The sequence below is a fragment of the Vibrio sp. SCSIO 43155 genome (assembly GCF_023716605.1).
Classification (GTDB): domain Bacteria; phylum Pseudomonadota; class Gammaproteobacteria; order Enterobacterales; family Vibrionaceae; genus Vibrio; species Vibrio harveyi.
This window is the reverse complement of sequence record NZ_CP071852.1, coordinates 917,257-940,134: the sequence shown is the minus strand read 5'-3', so window position 1 is coordinate 940,134 and position 22,878 is coordinate 917,257. Positions and strand designations below refer to the sequence as shown.

23 protein-coding genes and 2 pseudogenes are annotated in these 22,878 nt (G+C 45.3%); 18 read left to right on the top strand and 7 right to left on the bottom strand.

What is annotated here, in order from left to right; all coding sequences use genetic code 11:
* Positions 1–30: 30 nt before the first annotated feature.
* Positions 31–1,137 (bottom strand): hypothetical protein, encoded by a 1,107-nt coding sequence (locus tag J4N44_RS04425; RefSeq protein WP_252044877.1) that lies wholly within the window; start codon positions 1,135–1,137, stop codon positions 31–33.
* Positions 1,138–1,229: 92 nt separating this feature from the next.
* Here J4N44_RS04425 and J4N44_RS04420 point away from each other — a divergent pair, with 92 nt between their 5' ends.
* Positions 1,230–2,021 carry a 2,3-dihydro-2,3-dihydroxybenzoate dehydrogenase gene (locus tag J4N44_RS04420; RefSeq protein WP_050932155.1) on the top strand — a complete coding sequence of 264 codons (792 nt, stop codon included), beginning with the start codon at positions 1,230–1,232 and terminating at the stop codon, positions 2,019–2,021.
* A 24-nt stretch (positions 2,022–2,045) separates the two neighbouring features.
* Here the strand turns inward: J4N44_RS04420 and J4N44_RS04415 are convergent, their stop codons facing one another.
* The 6 genes and pseudogenes from J4N44_RS04415 to J4N44_RS04390 all read right to left on the bottom strand — a co-directional run bounded on the left by J4N44_RS04415 (position 2,046) and on the right by J4N44_RS04390 (position 7,532).
* Positions 2,046–2,765 carry a transglycosylase SLT domain-containing protein gene (locus J4N44_RS04415; RefSeq protein WP_252044876.1) on the bottom strand — a complete coding sequence of 240 codons (720 nt, stop codon included), beginning with the start codon at positions 2,763–2,765 and terminating at the stop codon, positions 2,046–2,048.
* A 143-nt stretch (positions 2,766–2,908) separates the two neighbouring features.
* A pseudogene (locus tag J4N44_RS04410) lies at positions 2,909–4,036 on the bottom strand (HNH endonuclease).
* 23 nt (positions 4,037–4,059) lie between these two features.
* Positions 4,060–4,641 (bottom strand): annotated as a pseudogene (locus J4N44_RS04405) (class I SAM-dependent methyltransferase); the annotation flags it as partial.
* A 144-nt stretch (positions 4,642–4,785) separates the two neighbouring features.
* Entirely contained in the window at positions 4,786–6,030 is a 1,245-nt protein-coding gene (locus J4N44_RS04400; RefSeq protein ID WP_050902971.1) for an NAD(P)/FAD-dependent oxidoreductase, read from the bottom strand.
* Positions 6,031–6,038: 8 nt separating this feature from the next.
* A complete protein-coding gene (locus J4N44_RS04395; RefSeq protein WP_252044875.1) occupies positions 6,039–7,106 on the bottom strand; it encodes a methyltransferase in 1,068 nt (355 codons plus the stop codon).
* Positions 7,107–7,136: 30 nt separating this feature from the next.
* Positions 7,137–7,532 (bottom strand): hypothetical protein, encoded by a 396-nt coding sequence (locus J4N44_RS04390; RefSeq protein WP_005446495.1) that lies wholly within the window; start codon positions 7,530–7,532, stop codon positions 7,137–7,139.
* A gap of 75 nt (positions 7,533–7,607) precedes the next feature.
* Between J4N44_RS04390 and J4N44_RS04385 the strand changes: the two genes are divergently transcribed.
* The 17 genes from J4N44_RS04385 to J4N44_RS04305 are packed head-to-tail and all read left to right on the top strand — an operon-like array spanning position 7,608 to position 22,849.
* Positions 7,608–8,333, top strand: a complete 726-nt coding sequence (locus tag J4N44_RS04385; protein ID WP_252044874.1) for a beta-ketoacyl synthase chain length factor — start codon at positions 7,608–7,610, stop codon at positions 8,331–8,333.
* On the top strand, positions 8,330–9,094 hold the full coding sequence (locus J4N44_RS04380; RefSeq protein ID WP_005446490.1) for a lysophospholipid acyltransferase family protein: 765 nt from the start codon (positions 8,330–8,332) through the stop codon (positions 9,092–9,094). Before J4N44_RS04385 ends, J4N44_RS04380 begins: the two co-directional genes overlap by 4 nt.
* Before the next feature lie 16 nt (positions 9,095–9,110).
* Positions 9,111–9,383: a phosphopantetheine-binding protein gene (locus J4N44_RS04375; RefSeq protein ID WP_009696047.1), complete on the top strand. Its 273-nt coding sequence runs from the start codon at positions 9,111–9,113 to the stop codon at positions 9,381–9,383.
* A 15-nt stretch (positions 9,384–9,398) separates the two neighbouring features.
* Complete coding sequence (locus J4N44_RS04370; protein WP_005446488.1) at positions 9,399–9,656, top strand: acyl carrier protein; 258 nt, start codon at positions 9,399–9,401, stop codon at positions 9,654–9,656.
* Positions 9,656–10,216 (top strand): COG4648 family protein, encoded by a 561-nt coding sequence (locus tag J4N44_RS04365; RefSeq protein ID WP_009700647.1) that lies wholly within the window; start codon positions 9,656–9,658, stop codon positions 10,214–10,216. The genes J4N44_RS04370 and J4N44_RS04365 overlap by 1 nt, the downstream gene beginning before the upstream one ends.
* 5 nt (positions 10,217–10,221) lie before the next feature.
* A complete protein-coding gene (locus tag J4N44_RS04360; protein ID WP_045490497.1) occupies positions 10,222–11,592 on the top strand; it encodes an AMP-binding protein in 1,371 nt (456 codons plus the stop codon).
* A gap of 11 nt (positions 11,593–11,603) precedes the next feature.
* Positions 11,604–11,963 (top strand): ApeI family dehydratase, encoded by a 360-nt coding sequence (locus tag J4N44_RS04355; protein ID WP_009700649.1) that lies wholly within the window; start codon positions 11,604–11,606, stop codon positions 11,961–11,963.
* 1 nt (position 11,964) lies between these two features.
* On the top strand, positions 11,965–13,707 hold the full coding sequence (locus J4N44_RS04350; RefSeq protein ID WP_017818971.1) for a glycosyltransferase family 2 protein: 1,743 nt from the start codon (positions 11,965–11,967) through the stop codon (positions 13,705–13,707).
* The gene (locus J4N44_RS04345) at positions 13,691–15,244 is read left to right on the top strand and encodes an HAL/PAL/TAL family ammonia-lyase (protein ID WP_017188379.1); all 1,554 of its coding nucleotides are present in this window, start codon (positions 13,691–13,693) and stop codon (positions 15,242–15,244) included. The genes J4N44_RS04350 and J4N44_RS04345 overlap by 17 nt, the downstream gene beginning before the upstream one ends.
* Entirely contained in the window at positions 15,244–15,690 is a 447-nt protein-coding gene (locus J4N44_RS04340) for an acyl-CoA thioesterase (RefSeq protein ID WP_005446478.1), read from the top strand. The genes J4N44_RS04345 and J4N44_RS04340 overlap by 1 nt, the downstream gene beginning before the upstream one ends.
* Complete coding sequence (locus J4N44_RS04335; protein ID WP_017818969.1) at positions 15,690–16,319, top strand: LolA family protein; 630 nt, start codon at positions 15,690–15,692, stop codon at positions 16,317–16,319. Before J4N44_RS04340 ends, J4N44_RS04335 begins: the two co-directional genes overlap by 1 nt.
* Positions 16,291–18,633, top strand: a complete 2,343-nt coding sequence (locus tag J4N44_RS04330) for an MMPL family transporter (RefSeq protein ID WP_252044873.1) — start codon at positions 16,291–16,293, stop codon at positions 18,631–18,633. The genes J4N44_RS04335 and J4N44_RS04330 overlap by 29 nt, the downstream gene beginning before the upstream one ends.
* On the top strand, positions 18,630–19,241 hold the full coding sequence (locus J4N44_RS04325) for a DUF3261 domain-containing protein (protein WP_252044872.1): 612 nt from the start codon (positions 18,630–18,632) through the stop codon (positions 19,239–19,241). Before J4N44_RS04330 ends, J4N44_RS04325 begins: the two co-directional genes overlap by 4 nt.
* Before the next feature lie 21 nt (positions 19,242–19,262).
* Positions 19,263–20,450: a beta-ketoacyl-[acyl-carrier-protein] synthase family protein gene (locus J4N44_RS04320; protein ID WP_252044871.1), complete on the top strand. Its 1,188-nt coding sequence runs from the start codon at positions 19,263–19,265 to the stop codon at positions 20,448–20,450.
* A complete protein-coding gene (locus tag J4N44_RS04315; RefSeq protein ID WP_252044870.1) occupies positions 20,443–20,907 on the top strand; it encodes a hotdog family protein in 465 nt (154 codons plus the stop codon). Before J4N44_RS04320 ends, J4N44_RS04315 begins: the two co-directional genes overlap by 8 nt.
* Positions 20,904–21,629, top strand: coding sequence for a 3-oxoacyl-ACP reductase FabG (gene fabG, locus J4N44_RS04310; protein WP_005446468.1), 726 nt, complete (start codon positions 20,904–20,906; stop codon positions 21,627–21,629). Before J4N44_RS04315 ends, fabG begins: the two co-directional genes overlap by 4 nt.
* Complete coding sequence (locus J4N44_RS04305) at positions 21,626–22,849, top strand: beta-ketoacyl-ACP synthase (RefSeq protein WP_005446466.1); 1,224 nt, start codon at positions 21,626–21,628, stop codon at positions 22,847–22,849. Before fabG ends, J4N44_RS04305 begins: the two co-directional genes overlap by 4 nt.
* Positions 22,850–22,878 lie beyond the last annotated feature (29 nt).

The following is a 22,878-nucleotide window of genomic DNA, read 5'->3' as shown; positions in this document are numbered from 1 at the left end:
TTCTCAATCTTTATTCCAATTAACAGCGCATCAGTTGTTATCAACAAAGCCGTATTTCTTATCACTTAATGAGCGAATCTCATTGAAGCGGTCTTGCGTCTTCCCACCGATAATATCGACGCGTCTTTGCATCTCATTTACCCACTCCCGATCTTCCATCACATCACGAGGGAATACCGTTGTTCGTTGGTTATCACCCAGATAAAGAAAAGCATCAAACAAACCACCGACTTGGGCGTCCATGTCGTCCATCGCAGCAAGCTTATAACGGGCTTTTGGTAATAAATCGATAAACCTCAGATCAGCAATCGGACTTTTTGCGACCTCAAGAAGCGCCGGAGCTTTTACGTCATGAAACGTCTTTACCACTTCTGGTTCCGTCATTGGCCAAATCAAGTAGGTACTATTGGGAAACGCTTGCTCTAATCGTGTCGCCAATGGCCAAGCACTGGCTTGTGTTTTTGCAACGTAATCCCGCGGCGCATTCACCAAATGGAAAGCCCCAAAAATCAACAGTGCTTTCTGATTGTTTTGTATACGCTCAGCAGCAACTTGATAAAAATGATCCGTCTTGTTTTTAGCAGCTTGCTGCCATACCTTTTCATTACTCACAGTGCTCCAATCAAACGGTGCTTCGGCTAAATGCACATGGATTTTTTTCCCTTTAGGTAGCGTTTGATTTCGCACTTTTATCGCTTTGAAGAAATCGGCATAAGCATCTGGCATCCAAGCCATAAAGTAGATCGAACCTCGCAAAATTGAGCGAAGCTGTTCATCACTCACGTCCCCACCAGCTAAGTAGTTATCCAGTACAGGTTGGTACTTTGCATTGCCAAACTCCACCACAATATGCGTGACTTGATCTGAAAATGCAGGAGTCGAAACCAGCTCTGTTGCATAGCGCAAGAAAGCATCATTCCAATGATAATCGCCAATACCCACAAAGTTGTGTTGCTTAAACGCATTAAGAATCGCAGCGTCTGCTGATTTAGCTTGCTCGACCACTTGTTCGATTTTTTGCTCGGACAGATCTACCTCTGCGTAGTGTGGTAAATACTCACATCCAGCCAACCCGACAAGCCCTAACGTGAGCAACCAAGGTTTGATTTTCCAACCTAGTTTGTTCGTCAATTTCATTACCTCCTTGTTAATATTATGACAACGATAACAAAAATCATTATCATCTATCTAGTTTGGATGTGATATTTGCAGCACGAAGGGAGAGGGTTATGAGTGAAAACAACACAGAATTCAAAAGTAAACTGTGCCTAGTGACTGGTGCAGGGCAAGGTATTGGACTTGCCTGTGCCAAAAGCTTATTGGAACAAGGGGCTACTGTGATTGCCTGCGATATGACGCAAGCTCTGCTAGAGGAATTCAAACAATCTTTGCCAAAAAAACAGCAAGCTCGAACGTTGCTACTTCCCTTTGACTTAGCCAACACCACAGCCGTTCAGTATGCGTGTCATTATCTTGCTCAAGACAAGCTCATTCCTGACTACGTGATTACATGCGCCGGTGCGCTACATCTTGGTTCTGTTCTGGAACTCCCTCCTGAAGCGCTCATTAAAACGTTAGACGTGAACCTAAAGGGGACCATGCTACTGACACAACAACTGGCGAAATTGCTGGTTCAAAATAACAAAAAAGGCGCGATTGTTGCGGTAGGTTCGAACGCAGCAGACACCCCAAGAGTCAACATGTCGGCGTATTGTTCGTCTAAAGCGGGACTTCATATGTGGATGCAATGTTTGGGGTTAGAACTCGCGGCATACGGCATTCGCTGTAACATTGTTAGCCCAGGCTCAACCAGAACACCGATGCAAGAACAAATGTGGAATGAGTCCTATGGAGAACGAGAAACGATTCAGGGTAACTTAGCGTCACACCGGATTGGTATTCCTTTGAACAAGATTGCAGAAACCAAAGACATAACCAATGCGATTGAATTTTTACTGAGTGAGAAAGCGGGTCACATTACCATGCACGATTTAAGAGTGGACGGCGGAGCAACTTTCTAGTTGCTCCAGATTTAAGAGAATGAGCTAGCCTAAGAACTTAGGATGCAGTCCCTTTTCTAGCTTACGTCTCACTTTATATGACACATCGCCTAGTGTGATTTTCCCAGCGTTATTGCGGTCGATCCCTGCATTCTGGCGATAAGCAATTGATCCTTGTTTGAATAATACATGAGCAGCGGGTTTACCAATAGCCGCAGGATACAGGATCGCCATATACACATCCTCAAGAGAAGACAGGCGGTTTCGGTAAGGCATAAAATACGCTTTCACATAATCGAGTTGCTCTAACGCACTCATTTGAGCAAGCTTCTTTGTGCTCGTACCAAGTGCTTCCGCGGTTGATGGCATAAATTGAATCAAACCCGTCGCCCCACTCCCCGAGCCGTTTTTAATGCTGGGGCTGAATGTCTCTGCTGTTTCAAAAGCCATGCAAGCCATCAGATGATTTGGATCGATGTTGAGATCTCGGGAAATATCATTCACTTTACTTTTAAACTCAGGAGATACGCGACTCCCCCAAGCAAGAACATCTACAGAAGGCGTCGAAAAGGGCACAGAAACATGACCTTTCTTGTAGAAAAATGAAGATGGAGAGAGGATTTTTAGAATTTTCTGATTCTTTTGAGTGTACGCATCAGAAAGGGGAAAAACCTTATCTTTCTTGTGTTTAAGCTGCTTAATTTTTGTCAACTTATACAATAACTTAGAAACCGTTTTCACGATAAAACCACATTTGGAAAACATGCTCCAAACTGTAATCCATTTCTCACTTATTTAACATCGTTATCAGTAATAACAAGCAAAAGTGTGAGATGGATCCTTTTGGCTTTCTGAGAGCGAACGAAGAAAGGACATAAATGCTGATTTCATCTTCATTCGTGTTCAATTTATAAACCCTTAAATATTACCCCTCTATGGTGACCTAAGTAACGCTTATGTCTATGATGCACCTGAAAGGACATGTCTTCTTGTAATCCAAGAACCTCGGGTTTCTCTAGATAACTTGAAATCAAAACCTTCCCACTATCATTGAATGATATGAATCCAAGATCGAATGCCTTATCGATATTTGGAATTAACAACAGCCCGTTAAATCTATCTAATCGCTCTTCGTTATCCGATTCACGCCAAGGCTTAATATGAGATGCCAATAGCAACTGCGTGTTCTTAAAACCCGTAACGGCACAACCACCCCACATATCAATTAATTTTGACCTGAAGTGCCCCTGCCCCATTCTTGTATTAACTAAAATAGTCTTTTCCGTCGAGCTGAGCTGCTTATCGTTCATTACTTGTCGAATATCTGCATTAACATCTATCTGAGATAAGTCGACAAAAAAGTTTTCGTAGTGAGAAAGCGCAGCACTGTACATCCCTTTCCCCTTGATATCTCGAATTTTAAACTCAGGTAAACTTTGGGCTTTGAGCTTATAGTTCTTAAATTCACCGTATGATTTCACATCTGTAATTGGTTCTTGAATCTGTCCAGCATCCATAAGCCAGTTCGATATTGAACCACGAACTGCGCCCAAATAGTTTTTCGCTGTTTTCTCTGACTTACCTAGGTCAATCAACCAGCGATAAAACAAAGACGCTAAATCTGAAAGGTTTGAAACAAGAGCATCTTTCAATTCATTTGAAACGATATAGCTACTCATATAATCATAAAGCTCATCATCAAGATAAGCATAAGCAATCGCTTTTGACGAGTATCGTTTGGTAGATTCCGCTTGAAAACCATCATTGTAAGACAAGTGCCAAAATCCCTCACTTCTCAGAAAAAAGTAAGGATTTTCCGGTGTATCCCTATCATTCCCAGTAGCAAAGTTTGCTAAGTGATAAGTGAAACGCTCTTTGAGGACCTAATTAAACTCTATTTTGTTGGAAGAGATATGTCCCGCCTGAATGAGCTCCATAACCGTGAGCAACATGCACACTTTATGAGGGCTCTTTTTCCCATTAGAGCTATTCATATTCAGGCTACGGAATTTATCTACATAATATTGAAGTGACACGGCTTGTTCTTCTTTCACTTTAAAATCACAACGGTTTGCCAATAAACATCATCCCTCTTGAGCTGATCTTTACTGTCAGAAACTTGTCTAACGATAAGCGCATTGTTCTTTGCCAACTGCTCTAACTCTTGAACAGAAACAGGATAAGCTTTGCGCCCATCAGTGAACTCTCCATGGCGAAGGCTTATGACCAATCGACCATTGGGCGCAAGCAGATTAGAGAGCTTACGGAAAGCACGTTCACGATGAGAAGTAGCAAGATGCATCCAAACCGCGCTCACTAACACAAGATCAAAGCGAAGCCCCAAGTTGGTGGTTTTCTCAAGCGCTGGCAAAGAATCTTCCAACCAAACGACAGAATCATCAGTTTCAGCTTTTCCTAGTTTTAACAGCGACGTTGCAGGTTCCAGCGCAATAACCTCGCAGCCTTTTTTGGCCATCCATTTAGCATCTCTTCCGGAGCCTGCGCCAACATCCAACACACGATCACCAACAAGAGGCCAAAAAGCCTGCCAACTTGTATGCACTTGCTCAAAAGTTGTTGAATCATATTGCTCTGCTAATGAGCCAGCATTCTGATTATAAAAATGAAAAGTCGAAGACATGGTTGGGCTGCTGTTATTAAACTCATTAAATCATAAGGTTAAACGAAGACAGACACCATCATGAGTGTTTAAAAATTTAGGTTCAACCGACGAAAAAGCCCCGCGATTTTTTGCGGGGCTTCGGTATTAAAAAGAGTGGGAGGATTACATCCCCTCATCTCTCACTAGCTCAGCTAGGGTCGCTAAGCGCTGCTCACTCTGTTTTACGTATGGGTTGGCTTCATCCCATGCGTAACCCGCAAGAATCGCACTGATCATCTGTTTGATACGTGGATTGGGGTTTTGGTAGAAGATAACATCTTGCAACATGCCGTTATACCAACCTTCCACGTAAGTACGGAAAGTATTGACGCCCACCATTAGGCGATCAGCATAATCAGATTGCCAATCGACCGTTTCACCATTTAGCTGGCGTTCAATGCAGTCTGCTGCAAATTGTGCTGACTTCATGGCAATAGTCACGCCTGAAGAGAAGACAGGATCAAGAAACTCACCAGCATTACCAAGCAACGCGTAGTGTGGTGTCGCTAAGTGTTTTACGTTCGCTGAATAGCCACCCAGTTCACCAGCAGGATTTGGGTACTGAGCTTGGTTAAGGAGCTGCGCAAGCCCTGGTTCTTCACTTGCTAACTGCTTAAGAGCGGCAATCTTATCCTCGGGATAGTTTTCAAAGAACGTCGGTTCGCCAACCACACCAAATGAGCAAGTACCATTTGAGAACGGGATCAACCAATACCACACATCATGATTTTCAGGATGCACAGAGATCAGGATCTTGTTGCGATCGTATTCAATCCCTTCTGCAGTAATGTTGTCTTCAATGTGCGTAAAAATTGCTTTTCTTGGTGGCAGGCATGAAGGCTCTTCTAGCGCGAGCAAACGAGGAAGAACGCGACCAAAACCACTAGCGTCTAGCACGTAATCGGCTTCAATTTGGTAAGCTTGTTTGTCAGCGTCAAGCACATTAAGAATCGACTTGGCACCTTCAAAGTCGATGCTTGTCAGTTCGTGTTGGTAACGAATTTCAACACCTTGCTCCACTGCACTGTCTGCCAGTACTTTATCGAAGTTACCGCGTTGAACTTGGTAAGTGGTACCCGGTCCTGCAGTGAATTTGTCGGTGAAATCAAATTGGGTATAAACGCCATTGCGACGAAACGCAGCACCATCTTTGTACTGGAATCCATATTGGTTCACCGCTTCCAACATACCGGCTTGCTCTACCACTTCCATGCAGGCAGGAAGAAGGCTTTCACCGATCGAAAAACGTGGGAACAACGCTTTCTCAATCACAACGACATTAATTCCGCGCATATTGAGCAATGCGGAAACGGTAGAACCTGACGGCCCTGCACCAACGACGACGACTTGCTTTTGTTCTTTTATCATTCTGCTTTCTAGTTTGCTTGTAGTTTTAATAACGTATGACCGAGACCAATGTTGTCGGTTCTTTCTGTCACGACTAAGCCTGCCGCTTCAACAATTTCCAGAAAATCATCGCTGCGGTAGAAACGACTGTTGCCGTTTGCTAAACAGGTAAAGTAAAGCGAGGTCGCGTTCAAGCTATAAGAAGCACCCGCGTATTTTTGTGCATCCCAGAACAGTTCTAAGATATACACCGTATCGCCTTCTCGAAGCTGCGCTTTCACTTTCTTAAGAATATTGAGAATTTCGATTGGTGAGAAGCAATCAAGGAATTGACTCATCCACCAGATATCAGCGTGCTCAGGTAACACTTGAGCTTTATCCAGCATGTTGGCTGGGAATGGAGTGATGCGCTCACTCAGTTGATTTTCCTTGGTATTTGCCATCGCAACTTCTAGCTGCTGAGGAAGATCAACAATTGTAATGTTCACATCTTGATCGTGGTTACAGCACTGCATTGCCCACTTACCAGTATTGCCACCAATGTCCACAATGTGACTTGGTTTATTAGCAAATACTTCTTTAAGTAATAGTGGGAAAGAGCGATCAGAGTAAAAGTGGTCAAAGTTGAACCAGCTTTGTTTCGCTTGTTCTGGCAATGTTGATAACCCTTGGTAAATGGTTTCCCAATCACCAAGTTCTTTAAGACCTGACGGCTTGCCTTCTTTGATCGCATCCGTTAGGTGCATCATAGCGGCGTAACAAACATCGGCAGTGAAATCCATGTTTGCTTGCGTCATGCCATCATAAAGTAAGTAAAAGCCTAGGTTAGCCAAGGAATAGTTAGGTTTTTCCCACAAAACAATGTGCGCACTAATGGCCATATCCAACAATACTTTCACGCCGTATTCAGACACACCCGTTTTTTCTGCAATTTCTACAGCGTTCATACCCTTTGAGCCTGCACTGTCGAGCGCGGCTAAGATACCAAGTTCTCTTAATGTTCTCGCAGTGTGGAAAACAATAGGGGCAAAAGATAATTTTTGAGCTTCTGTTTTAGCTTCAAAAGCGTTGAAAGGATCAATATTTTGATTTAACACGAAAAAACCTAACTTCAATTAATATAATTATTACTGGGACTCTGCGCCTAAAAGTGCAAGCGCGCGTTGAATATCAACATTTAAGTTGTTCACCCAACGGTTGTAATTACGATGGATTTTGCCATCACTTGCTTTTAGATTTACTGAGTTGAGATAAATAATTGAATAATATTTGTTGCTATATGGAATTTTTACTTCCGCAAAGTGACTACGAACGTTGATTTTTGCAATTAATACACCTGGGCTTGTTTCTTCAATCGTCCAACCGCGATTAGTTGCTGATTGAACAATCGCCGCTTTTACTTGTTTATTTTGAAGATCATAAGCAACTGGAGTATCCTCCACATTCAATACAGGTTGCACTCGACCACAACCGACAAGAAGCAAAGTTAATAGCACTGATATAAACAGCTTTAAACGTGACATGATAATTTCCTTTATTATGGTTTCTGCTGAAGCTTAAATTGTATCGAGCGGTAAAATAAAGCAATTTAATCAAATATGCCAAACTCCAAGATCAAAATTTCGTTTAATATCGACGCTTGGTCAGCTAACTCTCAAGGGCTTAGTCAAGTCGATGAGTGGAAACAATGGACCTCTACCGGTCAGTGGCCAGAAGAAGGCAAACTGAACGTATCTGATATCCCACCTATGATGCGCAGACGTATGAGCCAACTGAGTAAGTTAGCGGTTCAAACGGCGATTGAGTTGCTCAAGCAGCACGATGTTGACTACCTTGTTTTCTCTAGCCGTCATGGTGAACTTCATCGCAGTGTGGCGTTGGTAGAAGACATCCTCAAGGGTGAAGAAGCTTCGCCAATGGCATTCTCTCAGTCTGTGCATAATACCGCAGCGGGGCTTGCGACCATCGCAACTAAACAGCCGATCCCTCTCACCTCTATCGCAGCTGCTGAAAATACCTTCCAAAGCGCGTTAATCGAAGCGTGGCTATTCCTGTATGACAACCCTGACAAGAAAGTTCTGGTTGTCGATTTTGATGAGCCACTCCCAGAGTCATATTCTGAGTTTGAAACGCACGCTTACCATGGATATGGTTTAGGTCTGGTGCTTTCTCATGGCGATACTTTTAGTGTACAAGCAACAACCGAGAAAACAGACGAAGATGCCTTTCCGCAAGGGCTTAGCTTTATTCAGCACTTTTTATCATCAGCAAACAATTGGACGATTCATTCGCCTCAACAATCATGGGAATGGCGTCGTCAATGAGAATGTTGAATCAATATTGGCGAGTATTCGCGACAGGATTTTGTTTCTCGGTTTTTGGTTTAGGTGGCTTGGCACTCAGCTTTATCGTCATTCCACTTATTCACCTGACTACATCGGATATAAAACAGAGAGAATATAAAGTTCAAGGGGCGATTCAATATTCTTTCAACACTTTTTGTAATTTGATGAAGCTTTGCGGCGCAATTGATTACCAAATCATTGGTGCCGACATTCTTCAACAAGATAAAAACTGTCTCATAGTTGCGAACCACCCAAGTTTAATTGATTACGTTTTGATCGCATCCCAATTAAAGCGCTGCGACTGTTTAGTTAAATCCGCAATTTGGGCAAACCCATTTATGAAGCACATTGTTAAGGCTGCAGGTTATATACCCAACGAAGCACCTGATGATTTATTAGCAATGTGTGAAGAAAGATTTGACGATGGTAACGTTTTGCTTATTTTTCCTGAAGGCACAAGAACCACTCCAGGTGTAAAATCGAAATTACAAAGAGGCGCTGCGCAAATAGCGGTTAGAACCGAGCGAGATTTGCGTGTCGTACATATTACGGTCACGCCAAGCTTCCTAACAAAAGAGAAAAAATGGTATCAAGTTCCAAAGACAAAACCATTTTTCAAGGTTGAAGTTAAGGATAAAGTTGAGATTGAGCCTTTTATAAAGCAAACTACGTCCCCAACGATAGCGGCTCGTCGCTTACAACAGCATTTGGCTGAAACTATATTTCCAGAAAATTCGTAATTATAAGCAGGTCCCAGTGGAACAATTACACAACGATATCAAGCAACTTATTATTGACGCTCTAAACCTAGAAGATTTAACCGTCGACGATATTGAAACAGAAGCGCCACTTTTTGGTGATGGTCTTGGCTTGGATTCTATCGATGCTCTTGAACTTGGATTAGCAATTAAAAAGCAATACAACATTGTCATTGATGCAGACGATTCGAACACTCGTGAGCACTTCGCTTCTGTAGCTAACCTTGCGAAGTACATTTCTTCTCAAACCTCTTCTCAAGATAATGAATAGTTTTTAGGTATATTCATGACAGACGTAAATAAAGATCAAGTATTTGAACAAGTTAAAGATGCGCTTGTGGAGCTATTCGAAATTGAAGCTGAAGACATTCAGCCAGAAGCCCATCTTTACACCGATCTAGACCTAGACAGCATTGATGCCGTAGACCTTGTTGTACACCTACAAAATGTCACTGGCAAAAAGATCAAACCAGCAGAATTCAGCACAGTTCGTACTGTCGATGACGTGGTTAATGCAGTAACTGAACTTCTCAAGGAAAGTTAATGCGCCAATTGCTGACGGTTTTGTCTGCAATTGTATTATTTGCCTACCCCTTCGCGGTTTACTTCGGTATCGACCGATTTGGTTTAAATCTGGTTGGTGGCTTATTGGTTGCAGCGTTGCTTTTGCGGTTACTCGCTGCAAACAAAACACCACTCAAAGAGTTTAAGTTCCTTGCGATCACCACGGGCGTTGTGGGTATTGTCTTAGTCACCTTAGGTGTTGTTTTTAAGCAGCACGGGTGGCTAAAGTTCTACCCTGTTGTCGTCAACCTTTGCATGCTTGGCGTGTTCTCACTGAGCTTGAAGCAACCGCAAACCATCATCGAGAGACTGGCCCGCCTTCAAGAGCCTGAACTTCCTCAAAGTGGCGTGATCTACACACGAAAAGTTACGATCGTGTGGTGTGGATTCTTTATCTTGAATGCATCGGTAGCACTGTATACCTGTTTTCAACCTATCGAAATCTGGACGCTGTACAACGGCTTAATCAGTTATTTACTCGCTGGTAGCTTGTTCGCTGGTGAATGGATAGTGCGTCAATTTGTACGAAAGGAACATTAAATCGTATGAACACAAGTTCGTTAAACTTCTCCTCTATTGCGACCTTAATGACAGCCAATAGAGAGGCACAATCCACGATTGCGTATGACAGAAACCAAACCATGACGTGGGAGTCTTTTCAGCATAACGTCGCCAGTTTGCGAGCAACGTTAGAAGCGCTTGATGCCCAACGAATCGCGCTCTGTTTTGGCAACAGCTACCTTTTTGCGCTCAGTTTCTTTGCTTGTTGCCATGCTGGAAAATCCATCGTCCTTCCCGGCAATTACCAACCTGAAGCTTTAAAAGAGCTCGACGAGCACTTCGATCTTGTATTGCACGACACTGAAGTGATGATTCCGACAGGGCTCTCAGCTTTGCACGTGAATACAAGTTTCGATTCTCTCATTTGTGAATGGCAAGCCTTGCCACTTGCGAATATCAACGTCACGCTGTTTACCTCAGGTTCAAGCGGTAAACCAAAAGCGATCAGAAAAACACTCAAACAACTGGATGTGGAAGTCGCCATTCTTGACGGCTTATGGGGAGACAAACTGGAAGGTTCTCATATCGAGAGCACAGTATCTCACCAACATATCTACGGATTGCTATTTCGCGTTCTCTGGCCATTGTGCTCTGGGCGCCCTTTTGCCGCTCATAACTTAGAATTTCCAGAGCAGATTGTGCATTTTGCCTCTACTGAGACAACATTGATCAGTAGCCCTGCATTACTTAAACGCCTGACAGAAGAGCATCAACCATCGGCGTTACGCTGCGTTTTTTCTTCTGGAGGTCCTTTAGCTAATGATGCTGCCAATCACAGCCAGCAATTGTTTGGTGATTACCCATTAGAGGTCTTCGGCAGTACCGAAACGGGTGGTATCGCTTATCGACAGCAATTATCTGCTACCCAACCTTGGACTCTATTCCCCGGTGTAGAAGCCGCTCTAAATCATGAAAACTGTTTAAAGCTTCGCTCCCCCCACATTGATGAAAACGCGTGGTATCAAACTGCAGATGAATGCTATTTCCATGATAGTATTTCCTTCGAACTACGCGGTCGCACCGACAGAATAGTAAAAGTTGAAGAAAAGCGCGTTTCGTTGGTTGAAGTCGAGAAGCGTTTAGAGCAATTGCCGTGGGTAAAAGAAAGCGCCGTCATCCCAATGGAAGATGCCGGGCGGCTGTCTCTATTTGCAGTGATAGTCTTGACCAACGAAGGCGATCAAACACTGCAAGAACTCGGGAAAGGTAAGTTCTGGTTAGCGCTAAGAAAAGCCTTGCGTAACTGGTTAGAGCCGATTGCTATTCCAAGAAAATTCCGCGTTTTAGACGAGATTCCGCTCAATAGCCAAGGCAAGCGCCAGATCGCTGAAATAGAAAAACTGTTCCAAGAATAAAAGAACTCATCATGGACAAAAGAAAACCAACGCTCAAACAGGTTGATATCGACAATCACATCGCGACGATTAAAATGCGTGTCGATGCCGACATCTTGGATTTCCAAGGTCACTTTACCCATTTCCCATTGTTGCCAGGCGTAACACAAATCGATTGGGCGCTGTTTTATGCGGTCGAATACTTGAACACACCAACACTGTTCAAAGGCATGGAAGTCATCAAATTCCAAGAACCTATCCTACCGGACATGTGCGTTAGCCTCACGCTTTCCTGGGATGCAGAGCGTGAAAAACTGGCATTTAAGTATACGTCGATCTCGGGCGAGCAAACCGTGGTTCACTCTTCAGGCAAAATGAAGCTAGGGAATTAACGTGACAAGCGCAAGCAACGAGAACCAATACCACCCTTGTTTTCTTATTCCATGCTACAACCATGGCAGCACGATTGCGGCTGTAGTTGAGTCGTTGTCTGTTTTTTCCCTGCCAGTTTTAGTCGTTGATGACGGCAGTAATGAAGAGACAAAACGTGCTCTAGATGCTTTAGCAAATGAAGAGAAAATCACCTTGATTCGCCTTTCAGAAAACCAAGGTAAAGGTGGCGCAGTAATGGCTGGTATTAAGCAAGCGCTGCTACAAGGGTTCTCTCATGCAATTCAGATAGATGCCGATGGGCAACACGACCTTGAGGCTGTGCCAACGTTATTGCAGGCTTCGCAGGCTAACCCAAACAGACTAATTTCTGGACAACCGGTTTACGACGAAAGCGTACCTAAATCACGTCTCTACGGACGATACGCGACCCATGTTTGGGTGTGGATTGAGACGCTATCGCTTTCTATCAAAGACAGCATGTGTGGCTTTCGAGCTTACCCTCTTACCCAAACTGTGGACGTGCTCCACAAGTACGACATTGGTAAGCGCATGGACTTCGACATTGAGATCTTAGTTCGTATGTATTGGGAAGGCACCGATATTGATTTCGTACCAACACGCGTGATTTACCCTGAAGGTGGCATTTCTCATTTTGATGCACTTTGGGACAACGTAAAAATCAGTTGGATGCACACACGTTTGTTCTTTGGCATGTTGCCTCGCATCCCTTCATTGCTGGCTCGTAAGCACAAGCGTGCAAACGAATCCAAGCAAGCAACATCTCGCGACGCTCATTGGTCAAAGCGAAAAGAACAAGGCACCGTGTTGGGGATCAAAACCCTATTAGCCGTTTATCGAGTATTTGGGCGCAAAGTTTTTGACCTCATTTTGAAGCTCGTAATGCGTTACTACCACCTAACAGGTAAGTCTGCTCGACAAGCTTCTGAGATCTACTTAGATCAATTGCAACAACACGCGAAACAACAGAACATCACCCTACCTCAACCTTTGGACAGCTATCAGCACCTGCTGTCATTTGGGCGAACCATGCTTGATAAGTTGGCAGCTTGGCAAGGTGATTTCAGTGTGGACAATCTTACCATTCATGGTCAACACCACTTCGAAGAGATGGCTGAAAAACAACAAGGCGTGGTCATTCTTGGTTCCCACCTTGGTAACATCGAATTGTGTAGAGCGCTTGGTCGCCGACATTCACACGTGAAAATCAATGCATTGGTGTTCACCGAGCACGCCGAGCAATTTAATGCCGTGATGAAGGCCGTCAACCCAAGCTCCGAGCTTAACCTTATCCAAGTGAGTTCGATGGGACCCGATACCGCCATTTTGCTTCAACAAAAAATAGAGCAAGGCGAATGGGTGGTGATTGTTGGCGATCGCACTTCCACCAGCGTTGAAAGCCGCGTCGTTTGGGCGGACTTTTTAGGCAAGCCAGCTCCCTTCCCACAGGGACCATTTATGTTGGCTTCAGTGTTGAAAGCTCCAGTTTATCTGCTGTTTGGTCTACGAGACGATAACGCCGAAACGCCGCACTTTAACGTATATTTTGAACATTTTAGTGATCAAATCGTCTTACCACGTAAGAGTCGCCAAGAAGCGCTGGACAACGTGGTGCAGCAATATGCGCAACGATTAGAACATCACACACTGCAAGCTCCATTGCAGTGGTACAACTTTTTTAATTTCTGGACTTTAAGTAATCAGCAACATGACAATGAACAATAATCAAAGCATCACCTTTGGTGCAGAACGCCTTTCGATTGAAGATGTCGTCGCGATTGCACACGGTGCAAAAGCAAACATGAATGCGTCACCGGAATTCACATCGAAGATTGATCGCGGCGTGGCATTCCTAGAAAAATTACTTAAAGAAGAAGGCGTAATTTACGGCGTAACCACTGGGTATGGCGACTCTTGCACTGTTGCAATCCCACCAGCATTGGTCGATGAATTACCCCTTCACCTCACTCGCTTTCATGGTTGTGGTTTAGGCGAGATCTTGTCTCATGAGCAAGCAAGAGCCGTGCTGGCAACTCGCCTATGTTCTCTATCACAAGGGGTTTCTGGTGTTTCGCATGATCTATTGAACCAAATCGTCAACCTGATCAACCACGACATTGCACCACGCATCCCACAGGAAGGCTCAGTTGGCGCTAGTGGCGACTTAACACCACTGTCTTACCTTGCTGCGGCGCTTATTGGTGAGCGCGATGTGCTTTACAAAGGTGAAGTACGCCCAACTCTTGATGTATTTACTGAACTTGGCATTACTCCAATTACGCTCAAACCAAAAGAAGGTTTGGCGCTGATGAATGGCACATCCGTGATGACTGCTCTGGCGTGTATTGCTTACAAACGCGCAGAATACCTTGCTCAGTTGTGCACTAAGATCACGGCGATGGTATCGGTAGGTATGCAGGGCAATGATTTCCACTTTGATGAAGCCCTCTTCGCAGTGAAACCTCATCCGGGTCAACAACAAGTTGCGGCATGGCTACGTAACGACCTTAAAGCGGAACGCCCACCACGCAACAGTGACCGCCTGCAGGATCGTTACTCTCTGCGTTGTGCTCCACACGTGATCGGCATGGTTCAAGATTCTCTTCCTTGGTTGCGTCAATTGATCGAGAACGAGCTTAACAGCGCAAACGACAACCCAATCATCGATGGCGACAACGAACGCGTACTGCATGGTGGACACTTCTACGGCGGTCATATTGCAATGGCGATGGACACACTGAAAACAAACATCGCGAACCTAGCGGATCTACTGGATCGTCAGATGGCTCAGTTAATGGACTACAAGTTCAACAATGGTCTGCCATTCAACCTGACGGGTGCGGAAGGCGAACGTAAGCCAATCAACCATGGCTTTAAAGCGGTGCAAATTGGTATTTCAGCTTGGACAGCAGAAGCGCTAAAACACACCATGCCTGCAAGCGTGTTCTCACGCTCAACAGAGTGTCACAACCAAGACAAAGTGAGCATGGGTACGATTGCAGCTCGCGACTGTATGCGCGTTCTTGAGCTGACAGAACAAGTCGCAGCGGCATCTTTGCTGGCGAGTGTTCAAGCGGTAGAGATTCGTCGCCGCCATAATGAGCTAGACGAACACCACATGAGCAGTAACTTGAAGATGATTCGCGATGCGGTACTGGAAGAGTTCGAGTTTGTTGTCGAAGACCGTCCACTAGAGCACGATCTACGTAACTTCATAGCTAAAATCCAACAACGTCACTGGTTGTTGTACGCGGAGGCGTAATGCAAGAACAAGTCCTTTACCCGCTAGAAACTGAGGTGACAATGGTCACCTCATTTCAGGATGCTGATCCGATGGGCGTCATCTATCACGGTAACTTCTTTCGTTACTTCGAAGAAGCACGCCGAGTGCTAATGGAGAAGATTGAGTACAGCTACCGTGATATGCAAGCGTCGGGCTACATGTGGCCAATCATCGACACCCGCGTGAAGTATGTAAAGGCAATCCCATTCAACCATGAAATTCGCATTACCGCGACGCTCACTGAGTGGGAAAACCGCTTGCGCGTAGACTACGTGATTTATGATGCCAAAACCGATCAGCGCATGTGTAAAGCTCATACCACACAAGTGGCAGTTTCTATCGAAAAACAAGAAATGTGCTTTGTTTCTCCTGCCGCTTTTCTAGATAAAGTAGAGCAGTGGCATAAGTGTGGGAGCTTATCTTAATGCGCAAATCCTTGTTCTCTTTATTTGTGTCTATGGCTCTGCTCGTATCATTCTCGACTCCGAGCTGGGCAAAAGTGGTGGATCTCGACTCGTTGCAGGCACAGTTGTCACAAAACGAAGTAGTCCGCGGCGATTTTAAACAAAGCCGTCACCTAGAGATGTTTAATCAACCGCTTACTTCAACAGGCATTTTTACTCTCAGCAAATCGCACGGTTTACTTTGGCAACAGCAGATCCCATTTGCCGTAAACTTGGTTTTAACTCAAGACAAGTTACGCCAGACCTTTGCTAACCAAGCGCCAAAAACCATCACCGCACAAGAAAACCCAATGGCATTCTATTTTAGCCATGTATTTCTATCAGTTTTCCATGGTGATACCGCTGCATTGAAAGAACAGTTTACACTGGACTTTTCTGCTCAAGATAGTGGTCAATGGCAATTGGTTCTCACTCCAAAACGAGCGCCACTTAACGCGGTGTTTAAAGCCATCACGCTCTCTGGTAACACTCATATTGACCAATTAATGCTAGAAGAACTGCGCGGAGACAAAACAGAGATTGAGTTTACTCAACAAGCGTCTTTGCCAAAGGAATTAACGGATGCAGAAAAGGCTCAATTTGATTTCTAAATTCCGTCTAGGTTCATACGCATTGGCTTGGCTTTGGTTAAGCTTAGTTGTGATCGCAAGCGCTCTGCTATTAAAACAATGGGTGGGGAGCGAACACTCGCCGATTGAAACCAACATCCTAAAACTGCTGCCTGAAAATCAGCAAAATCCAATCGCAGAGCAAGCGTTTGAAGCAGTCTCCACCAGTATGAGTGATCAAGTCATCTTTGTACTGACCGCTGCCGACAAAACACAATTGCTAAAAGCCGCTGGCGCATTTGAAAAAGGGTTAAGAGAAACCCAACAGTTTACCAACGTCGTCGGGAAAATATCACCTGACGCTCAACAAGCTTGGGCAAGCTACTACTTCAATCATCGTTTCCAGCAACTGACTCAAGCACAACGAGAGCGACTAAGCCAAGACCCACAAGCTCAAGTGCAATATGTGGTTCAATCCCTTTACAACCCGTTTTCGGGCGTAACAGGTCAAGAGCTACAAAACGATCCGTTCTTACTGTTTCGTGATTACTTAAGCCAAGTCACGCAGCAAACATCAGCGTTTAGACTCGATAATGGCTACTTGTCTGTCGAAAAAGATGGTCAACAATACCTCTTAATCACTGCGACACTCAGTGGTTCTCCATACGCTCTCTCGACTCAAAGTGTCGTCCCAAAAATCGAACAGCTAGAGCAATCCATCGCCGCACAGTTTGGTGCTAAAACCGCGCATACCGGCGTACTGTTTTACGCAGACTTTGGCACTCAGAGTGCGAAATCAGAAATCAGCACTATTGGCGTGTTCTCTTTATTGGGCATCGTCGTGTTGTTCTTGGTTGTGTTCCGCAGTTTAATGCCACTCTCTTTAGCGCTGTTATCCATTTCGGTTGGCTTGCTGATTGCTCTTAGCGTCACCACTTGGGTATTTGGCAAAGTCCATCTATTCAGTTTGGTCTTCGGTGCAAGCTTAATTGGTGTTTCAATAGACTACGCTTTCCATTATCTGACTGAACGTTTATCTGAAGGCAGCCAGTGGGACAGCCGAAAAGGTCTCAAACATATTTTTGCTGCCATCACTTTAGGTCTTATCACCAGTTTGATTGGCTATTTAGGCATGTTGATTGCGCCCTTCCCTGGCTTGCAGCAACTTGCTCTCTTCTCCTCTATCGGACTGATTGCCGCTTACGCAACTGTAGTAGCTTGGTACCCGATTCTCGCAGTGAAACCTTCTCGCAATGCGATGACAGTACCGGGTCATCGGTTGTTGTCTGCATGGTTATCTGCGTGGCAGCGTCTTAGTGTGAAAGTTGGGCTGCCGCTTATCTGTCTTATCATCAGTGGCTATTTTCTCACTCAGTTGAAGTACGACGATGACATTCGCCAATTGCAAGCCATGCCAGAAACGCTAAAGCAGCAAGAAGCTTTGATTACAAAAGTCAGTGGAATGCAGGCTTCTCAGCAAATGCTTGTGGTCACCGCCGACACGGATCAATCTCTACTTCAACGACTAGAGCAACTTGACCCTACGCTACAGCAATGGCAACAAACCAACATCATTGAAGGCTATCAAAGTTTGAGTAAGTATCTGGGCTCAACCGAACGCCAACAAAGTGATTTTGCTCTGATAGCGAATCTGTACCAAACGCAAGCTTCTGCTTTAGCATCAGGCTTACAACTGGCACACAAGCCAAAACTGACAAACACCCTTGTGCCAGTCAGTTTGCCAGACTATCTAAACAATCCGGTGTCCGAACCAATTCGCTTCCTCTACTTGGGAGAAATCGAAGGCCAATCGGCAGCGGTCATCACGTTAAACAAGTTGAACGACCCAGAAATTGTAATAGCATTTGCGCAGTCTCAACCAGATATCAGTTACTTAAACAAAGCCGAAGAGATCTCGACATTATTTGGCGAGTACCGCATTAAAATCATGGAGCTGTTATTTGCTGCTGCCGCGATTATTTTTGCCGTTCTAGTCAAACGCTACGGCTTTCACCACGGTTGGCGTATTTTACTCCCTTCAGCAATTGCTTGTATTGGAGGTCTCGCTGCCGCGGTTGCTGCTGGCTCGACACTCAACTTATTTAACTTGTTAGGCTTGATCCTGATCTTGGGAATAGGTATCGACTACACCCTATTTTTTGCTGAGAAAGCACGCAGTTTGAGCACTCTTCTCGCGATTACGCTCTCTGCCATCACAACGGTATTGTCTTTTGGGTTACTCTCTCTCAGTCAAACCCATGCGATTCATAGCTTTGGTGTGACCGTTTTAAGTGGCATTTTCATCGCTTGGCTACTCTCGCCGATTGCTATTATGACTAAGGAAAAATCACAATGAGCACTTCCACGGCCGTGCGTATTTTCATCACAATGATTTTTGTAACTTTGCTCAGTGCTTGCAGCTTAGTACCCAAACAATCAACGCCTAGCGTCGAAATAGAAAAAGGCGTCTCTGTCGCGCTCCCTGCCCCGAACGATCTCGGTTATCACCTCACAGCAAGCCAGTTGATTACTGCGACTTGGACCGCAGAAGGAAAAGAGAAACAAGAACAACTGCCAGTGCAATTACAAGTGAACAGCAACGATGTAACACTAGCCGGCTTTTCCTCTTGGGGTACCCGAATTTTATCCCTCAACTACAATGGTGAGCAGATAAATGCAGAAATTTTAACCGGTCTCGATGGCACGTTGCCAGAACCGGAGCAAGTACTATTCAACCTAATGATCACGCTGTGGCCGAGTTCTGCTTGGGAAGCGCCGCTAAATAAGGTAAGGTGGCGAATGATTGATGATGAATATTCTAGAGCCGTGTTTAATAGCGACGGTGAAAAGATCATAGACATCCGCTATGAGAATCACGACAAACTGAAAGGTAAGATTAGCTTTAATCACCTTCAGCATCCGTTTTCGATTTCTATTCAAACACTGCAGTATCAATTAAATTAAGAACGATCCTAATACAACACTATGTCTACTCGCTCTCCTCAACCTTTGTATATTCAGGCCTGCGGCTTTCATTCCGCGATGGGTAACGATGATGCAAGCATTCATCAATGTCTATCGGGTTCTAAGCCATCGAACATGGTCATGGATAAAACCATTCTGAATAACGATCGAGAAACCGTTATTGGACGCGTCTTAGAACCATTACCAACGCTTCCGCAGGCGTTGCATTCGTTTGACTCTAGAAACAACCGACTCGCACTCTCTGCCATTTTGCAGATCGAACCCAAAGTCCGCGAAGCCATTAGCCAATATGGCTCAGACCGCATTGCCGTGGTGATCGGGACCAGCACCTCCGGCATTGCAGATGGTGAAATTGCCTTTGCAGAAAAGCTCTCAGATGGTGCGTTCCCAGACGATTACCATTACCGTAAGCAAGAGCTTGGTCATTGCAGTGACTTTGTCGCCGCGTATTTTGGACTGGCAGGTCCTCATTACGCCGTATCGACAGCTTGCTCTTCCAGTGGACGCGTATTTATCACCGCTCAACGTCTTTTAAAATCGGGGCTAGTCGATGCCGTGATTGTTGGTGGTGTCGACACCATATGTCGCCTGACCTTAAATGGCTTTAGTGGTCTAGAAGCCCTGTCAGACAAACACTGCTTACCATTCGATGCAGATCGTTCGGGTATTAATATCGGAGAAGCCGCGTCCATCATGCTATTGAGCCACACGCCCGCCAAAGTGGCGTTGTTAGGCGCAGGAGACAGCTCTGACGCACACCATATCTCTGCACCACACCCAGAGGGACTAGGTGCAGAAGATGCCATGAACAAAGCCCTTTCAAACGCAGGCTTAACGGCTGAAGATATTGGTTACATCAATGCGCATGGAACCGCGACCCCATTGAACGATTCGATGGAAAGCAAAGCCATTTTCCGCTGCTTTGGCGATGCTGTACGAGTGAGCTCAACCAAACCGTTAACCGGTCATACTCTAGGTGCGGCCAGCGCAACTGAAGCGGCAATCGCATGGCATATTTTGAATTACGATCTCGATCTCCCCGCCCAGCATTGCGCGAACAAAGCGGAAGATATCGAAATCTCCCTCGTTGAAGCACCATCAAAACTTGGTGGAAAAGCGATTTTAAGCAACTCTTTTGCTTTCGGCGGTAATAACGTTAGTCTTATTTTTGGTTACGCTCATGACTAAACTTCCCCCAATTGAACAACTGCTTCCGCACGATAGACCAATGATCTTGGTTGATCGTGCTATCGATATTCAACAAGACACCATCCATTGTCAGGTTGATATTGGCGAGCATAACCCTTTTTTCAACCGTCATACTCAAACGGTTCCGGCGTATGTCGGCATAGAGTTTATGGCACAGTCTGTTGCCGCTTGGTCTGGCTACCATGCCCTTATTCAAGGACAGGAGCCACCTATTGGGTTCTTATTAGGCAGTCGACGTTACACCTCTGAGTGCGATGCCTTTACTCAAGGTCAACAGCTCGACGTATATGCCGAGAAAATGATGGAAGACAATGGCATGGCGGTGTTTTCTGCTCGCATGGAGTGGCAAGAAAAAACCATCGCTACCTGTCAGTTGAACGTATACGTTCCATCAGAAGAAAAATTAAAAGAAATGAAAATCAGGAGTCAACAATGACCCGACAAGTCCTCGTAACTGGTGCCAGTAAAGGCATTGGTAAAGCCATCGCCGTTCAACTTGCCAAAGACGGTTTCCACATCGTCGTGCATTACATGGGCGATCAACAAGGCGCACAAAACACTTTAGAGACCATTGAACAACATGGTGGCTCAGGTCGTCTGATCCAGTTTGATATCAGCAACCGCGAAGAATGCCGTACTAAACTAGAAGCCGACATCGCAGAGCATGGTGCTTACTACGGTGTCGTCAACAATGCTGGCATCACTCGCGACACTGCTTTCCCAGCTATGACGGAAGAAGAATGGGATGGCGTGATTCATACCAACCTAGATAGTTTCTACAACGTACTGCACCCTTGCGTAATGCCAATGGTACAAAAACGCAAAGGCGGTCGTATTGTGACTCTCGCGTCGGTGTCTGGTCTGATGGGCAACCGTGGTCAAACCAACTACAGCGCGGCAAAAGCTGGCGTGATTGGTGCAACGAAATCTCTCGCGCTTGAACTCGCAAAACGTAAGATCACCGTGAACTGTGTGGCACCAGGTCTTATTGATACTGGCATGGTGGATGAGCACGTAAAAGAGCACGCGATGCCGCAAATCCCTCTTCGTCGCATGGGTGAACCAGAGGAAGTGGCTGGTCTGGTAAGCTACTTGATGTCTGATATCGCAGGTTATGTTACCCGCCAAGTTATCTCAGTAAATGGAGGCTTAGTATGAGTCGTCGAGTCGTTGTGACAGGTATGTCCGGTGTTACCGCCTTTGGTAACGATTGGTCAGCAGTAGAGCCTAAACTGCGCGACTGCCAGAACGCCACTCAATACATGCCTTCTTATGAGCAATATGATGGTTTGAACACCAAGCTTGCTGCACCTGTAACTGACTTCGAACTACCGAAGCATTACAAACGCAAACAAGTCCGCGGTATGGGTCGTGTCTCTAAGCTTGCGACTGTCGCAACAGAAAACGCGCTAAGCCAAGCTGGTCTGATTGGCAATGATGTTCTCACTAACGGTCAAACCGGTATCGCTTACGGCTCATCTACAGGCAGTACCGATGCCATTGGCGCATTTGGTGTAATGCTAAATGATAAAACCACCAAAGCGATTACCGCGACAACTTACGTACAAATGATGCCACACACGACTGCAGTTAACGTTGGTCTGTTCTTTGGCTTAAAAGGTCGCGTAATCCCAACCAGTAGCGCATGTACTTCTGGCAGCCAAGCGATTGGTTACGCCTACGAAGCCATTAAGCACGGTTACCAAACCGTGATGGTTGCAGGTGGCGCTGAAGAGCTTTGCCCAACAGAATCGGCTGTGTTTGATACCCTTTTCGCGACCAGTTTGAAAAACGACGCACCGAAAAGTACCCCAAGACCCTACGATACCGAGCGCGATGGCTTAGTAATTGGCGAAGGCGCAGGTACATTGGTTTTAGAAGAGTACGAACACGCAGTGGCTCGCGGCGCGAAAATCTATGCCGAGATCATTGGTTTTGCAAGCAACTGCGATGCTGCACACGTAACACAACCTCAAATGGAAACCATGCAAATCTGTATGGAGATGGCGCTACAGAACGCAGGCATTTCGGCAGATCAAATCGATTATGTATCGGCGCACGGTACGGCGACTGACCGCGGCGACATTGCAGAAAGCAACGCCACGGCAAATGCACTCGGTAAAGTGCCAATCAGCTCATTGAAGAGCTACTTTGGTCATACCTTAGGTGCTTGTGGTGCTATCGAGGCGTGGCTAAGCCTAGAGATGATGCACGGAGGTTGGTTTAACCCGACCCTTAACCTAGAGAACCTAGACCCACAGTGTGGCGACCTAGATTACATCTCAGGACAAGGTCGCGAGCTCAATGTTGAATACCTAATGAGCAATAACTTTGCGTTTGGCGGTATCAACACCTCACTCATCTTTAAAAAGATCTAAACCCCTTTTAAACAAAAAGCGCTAGCTTC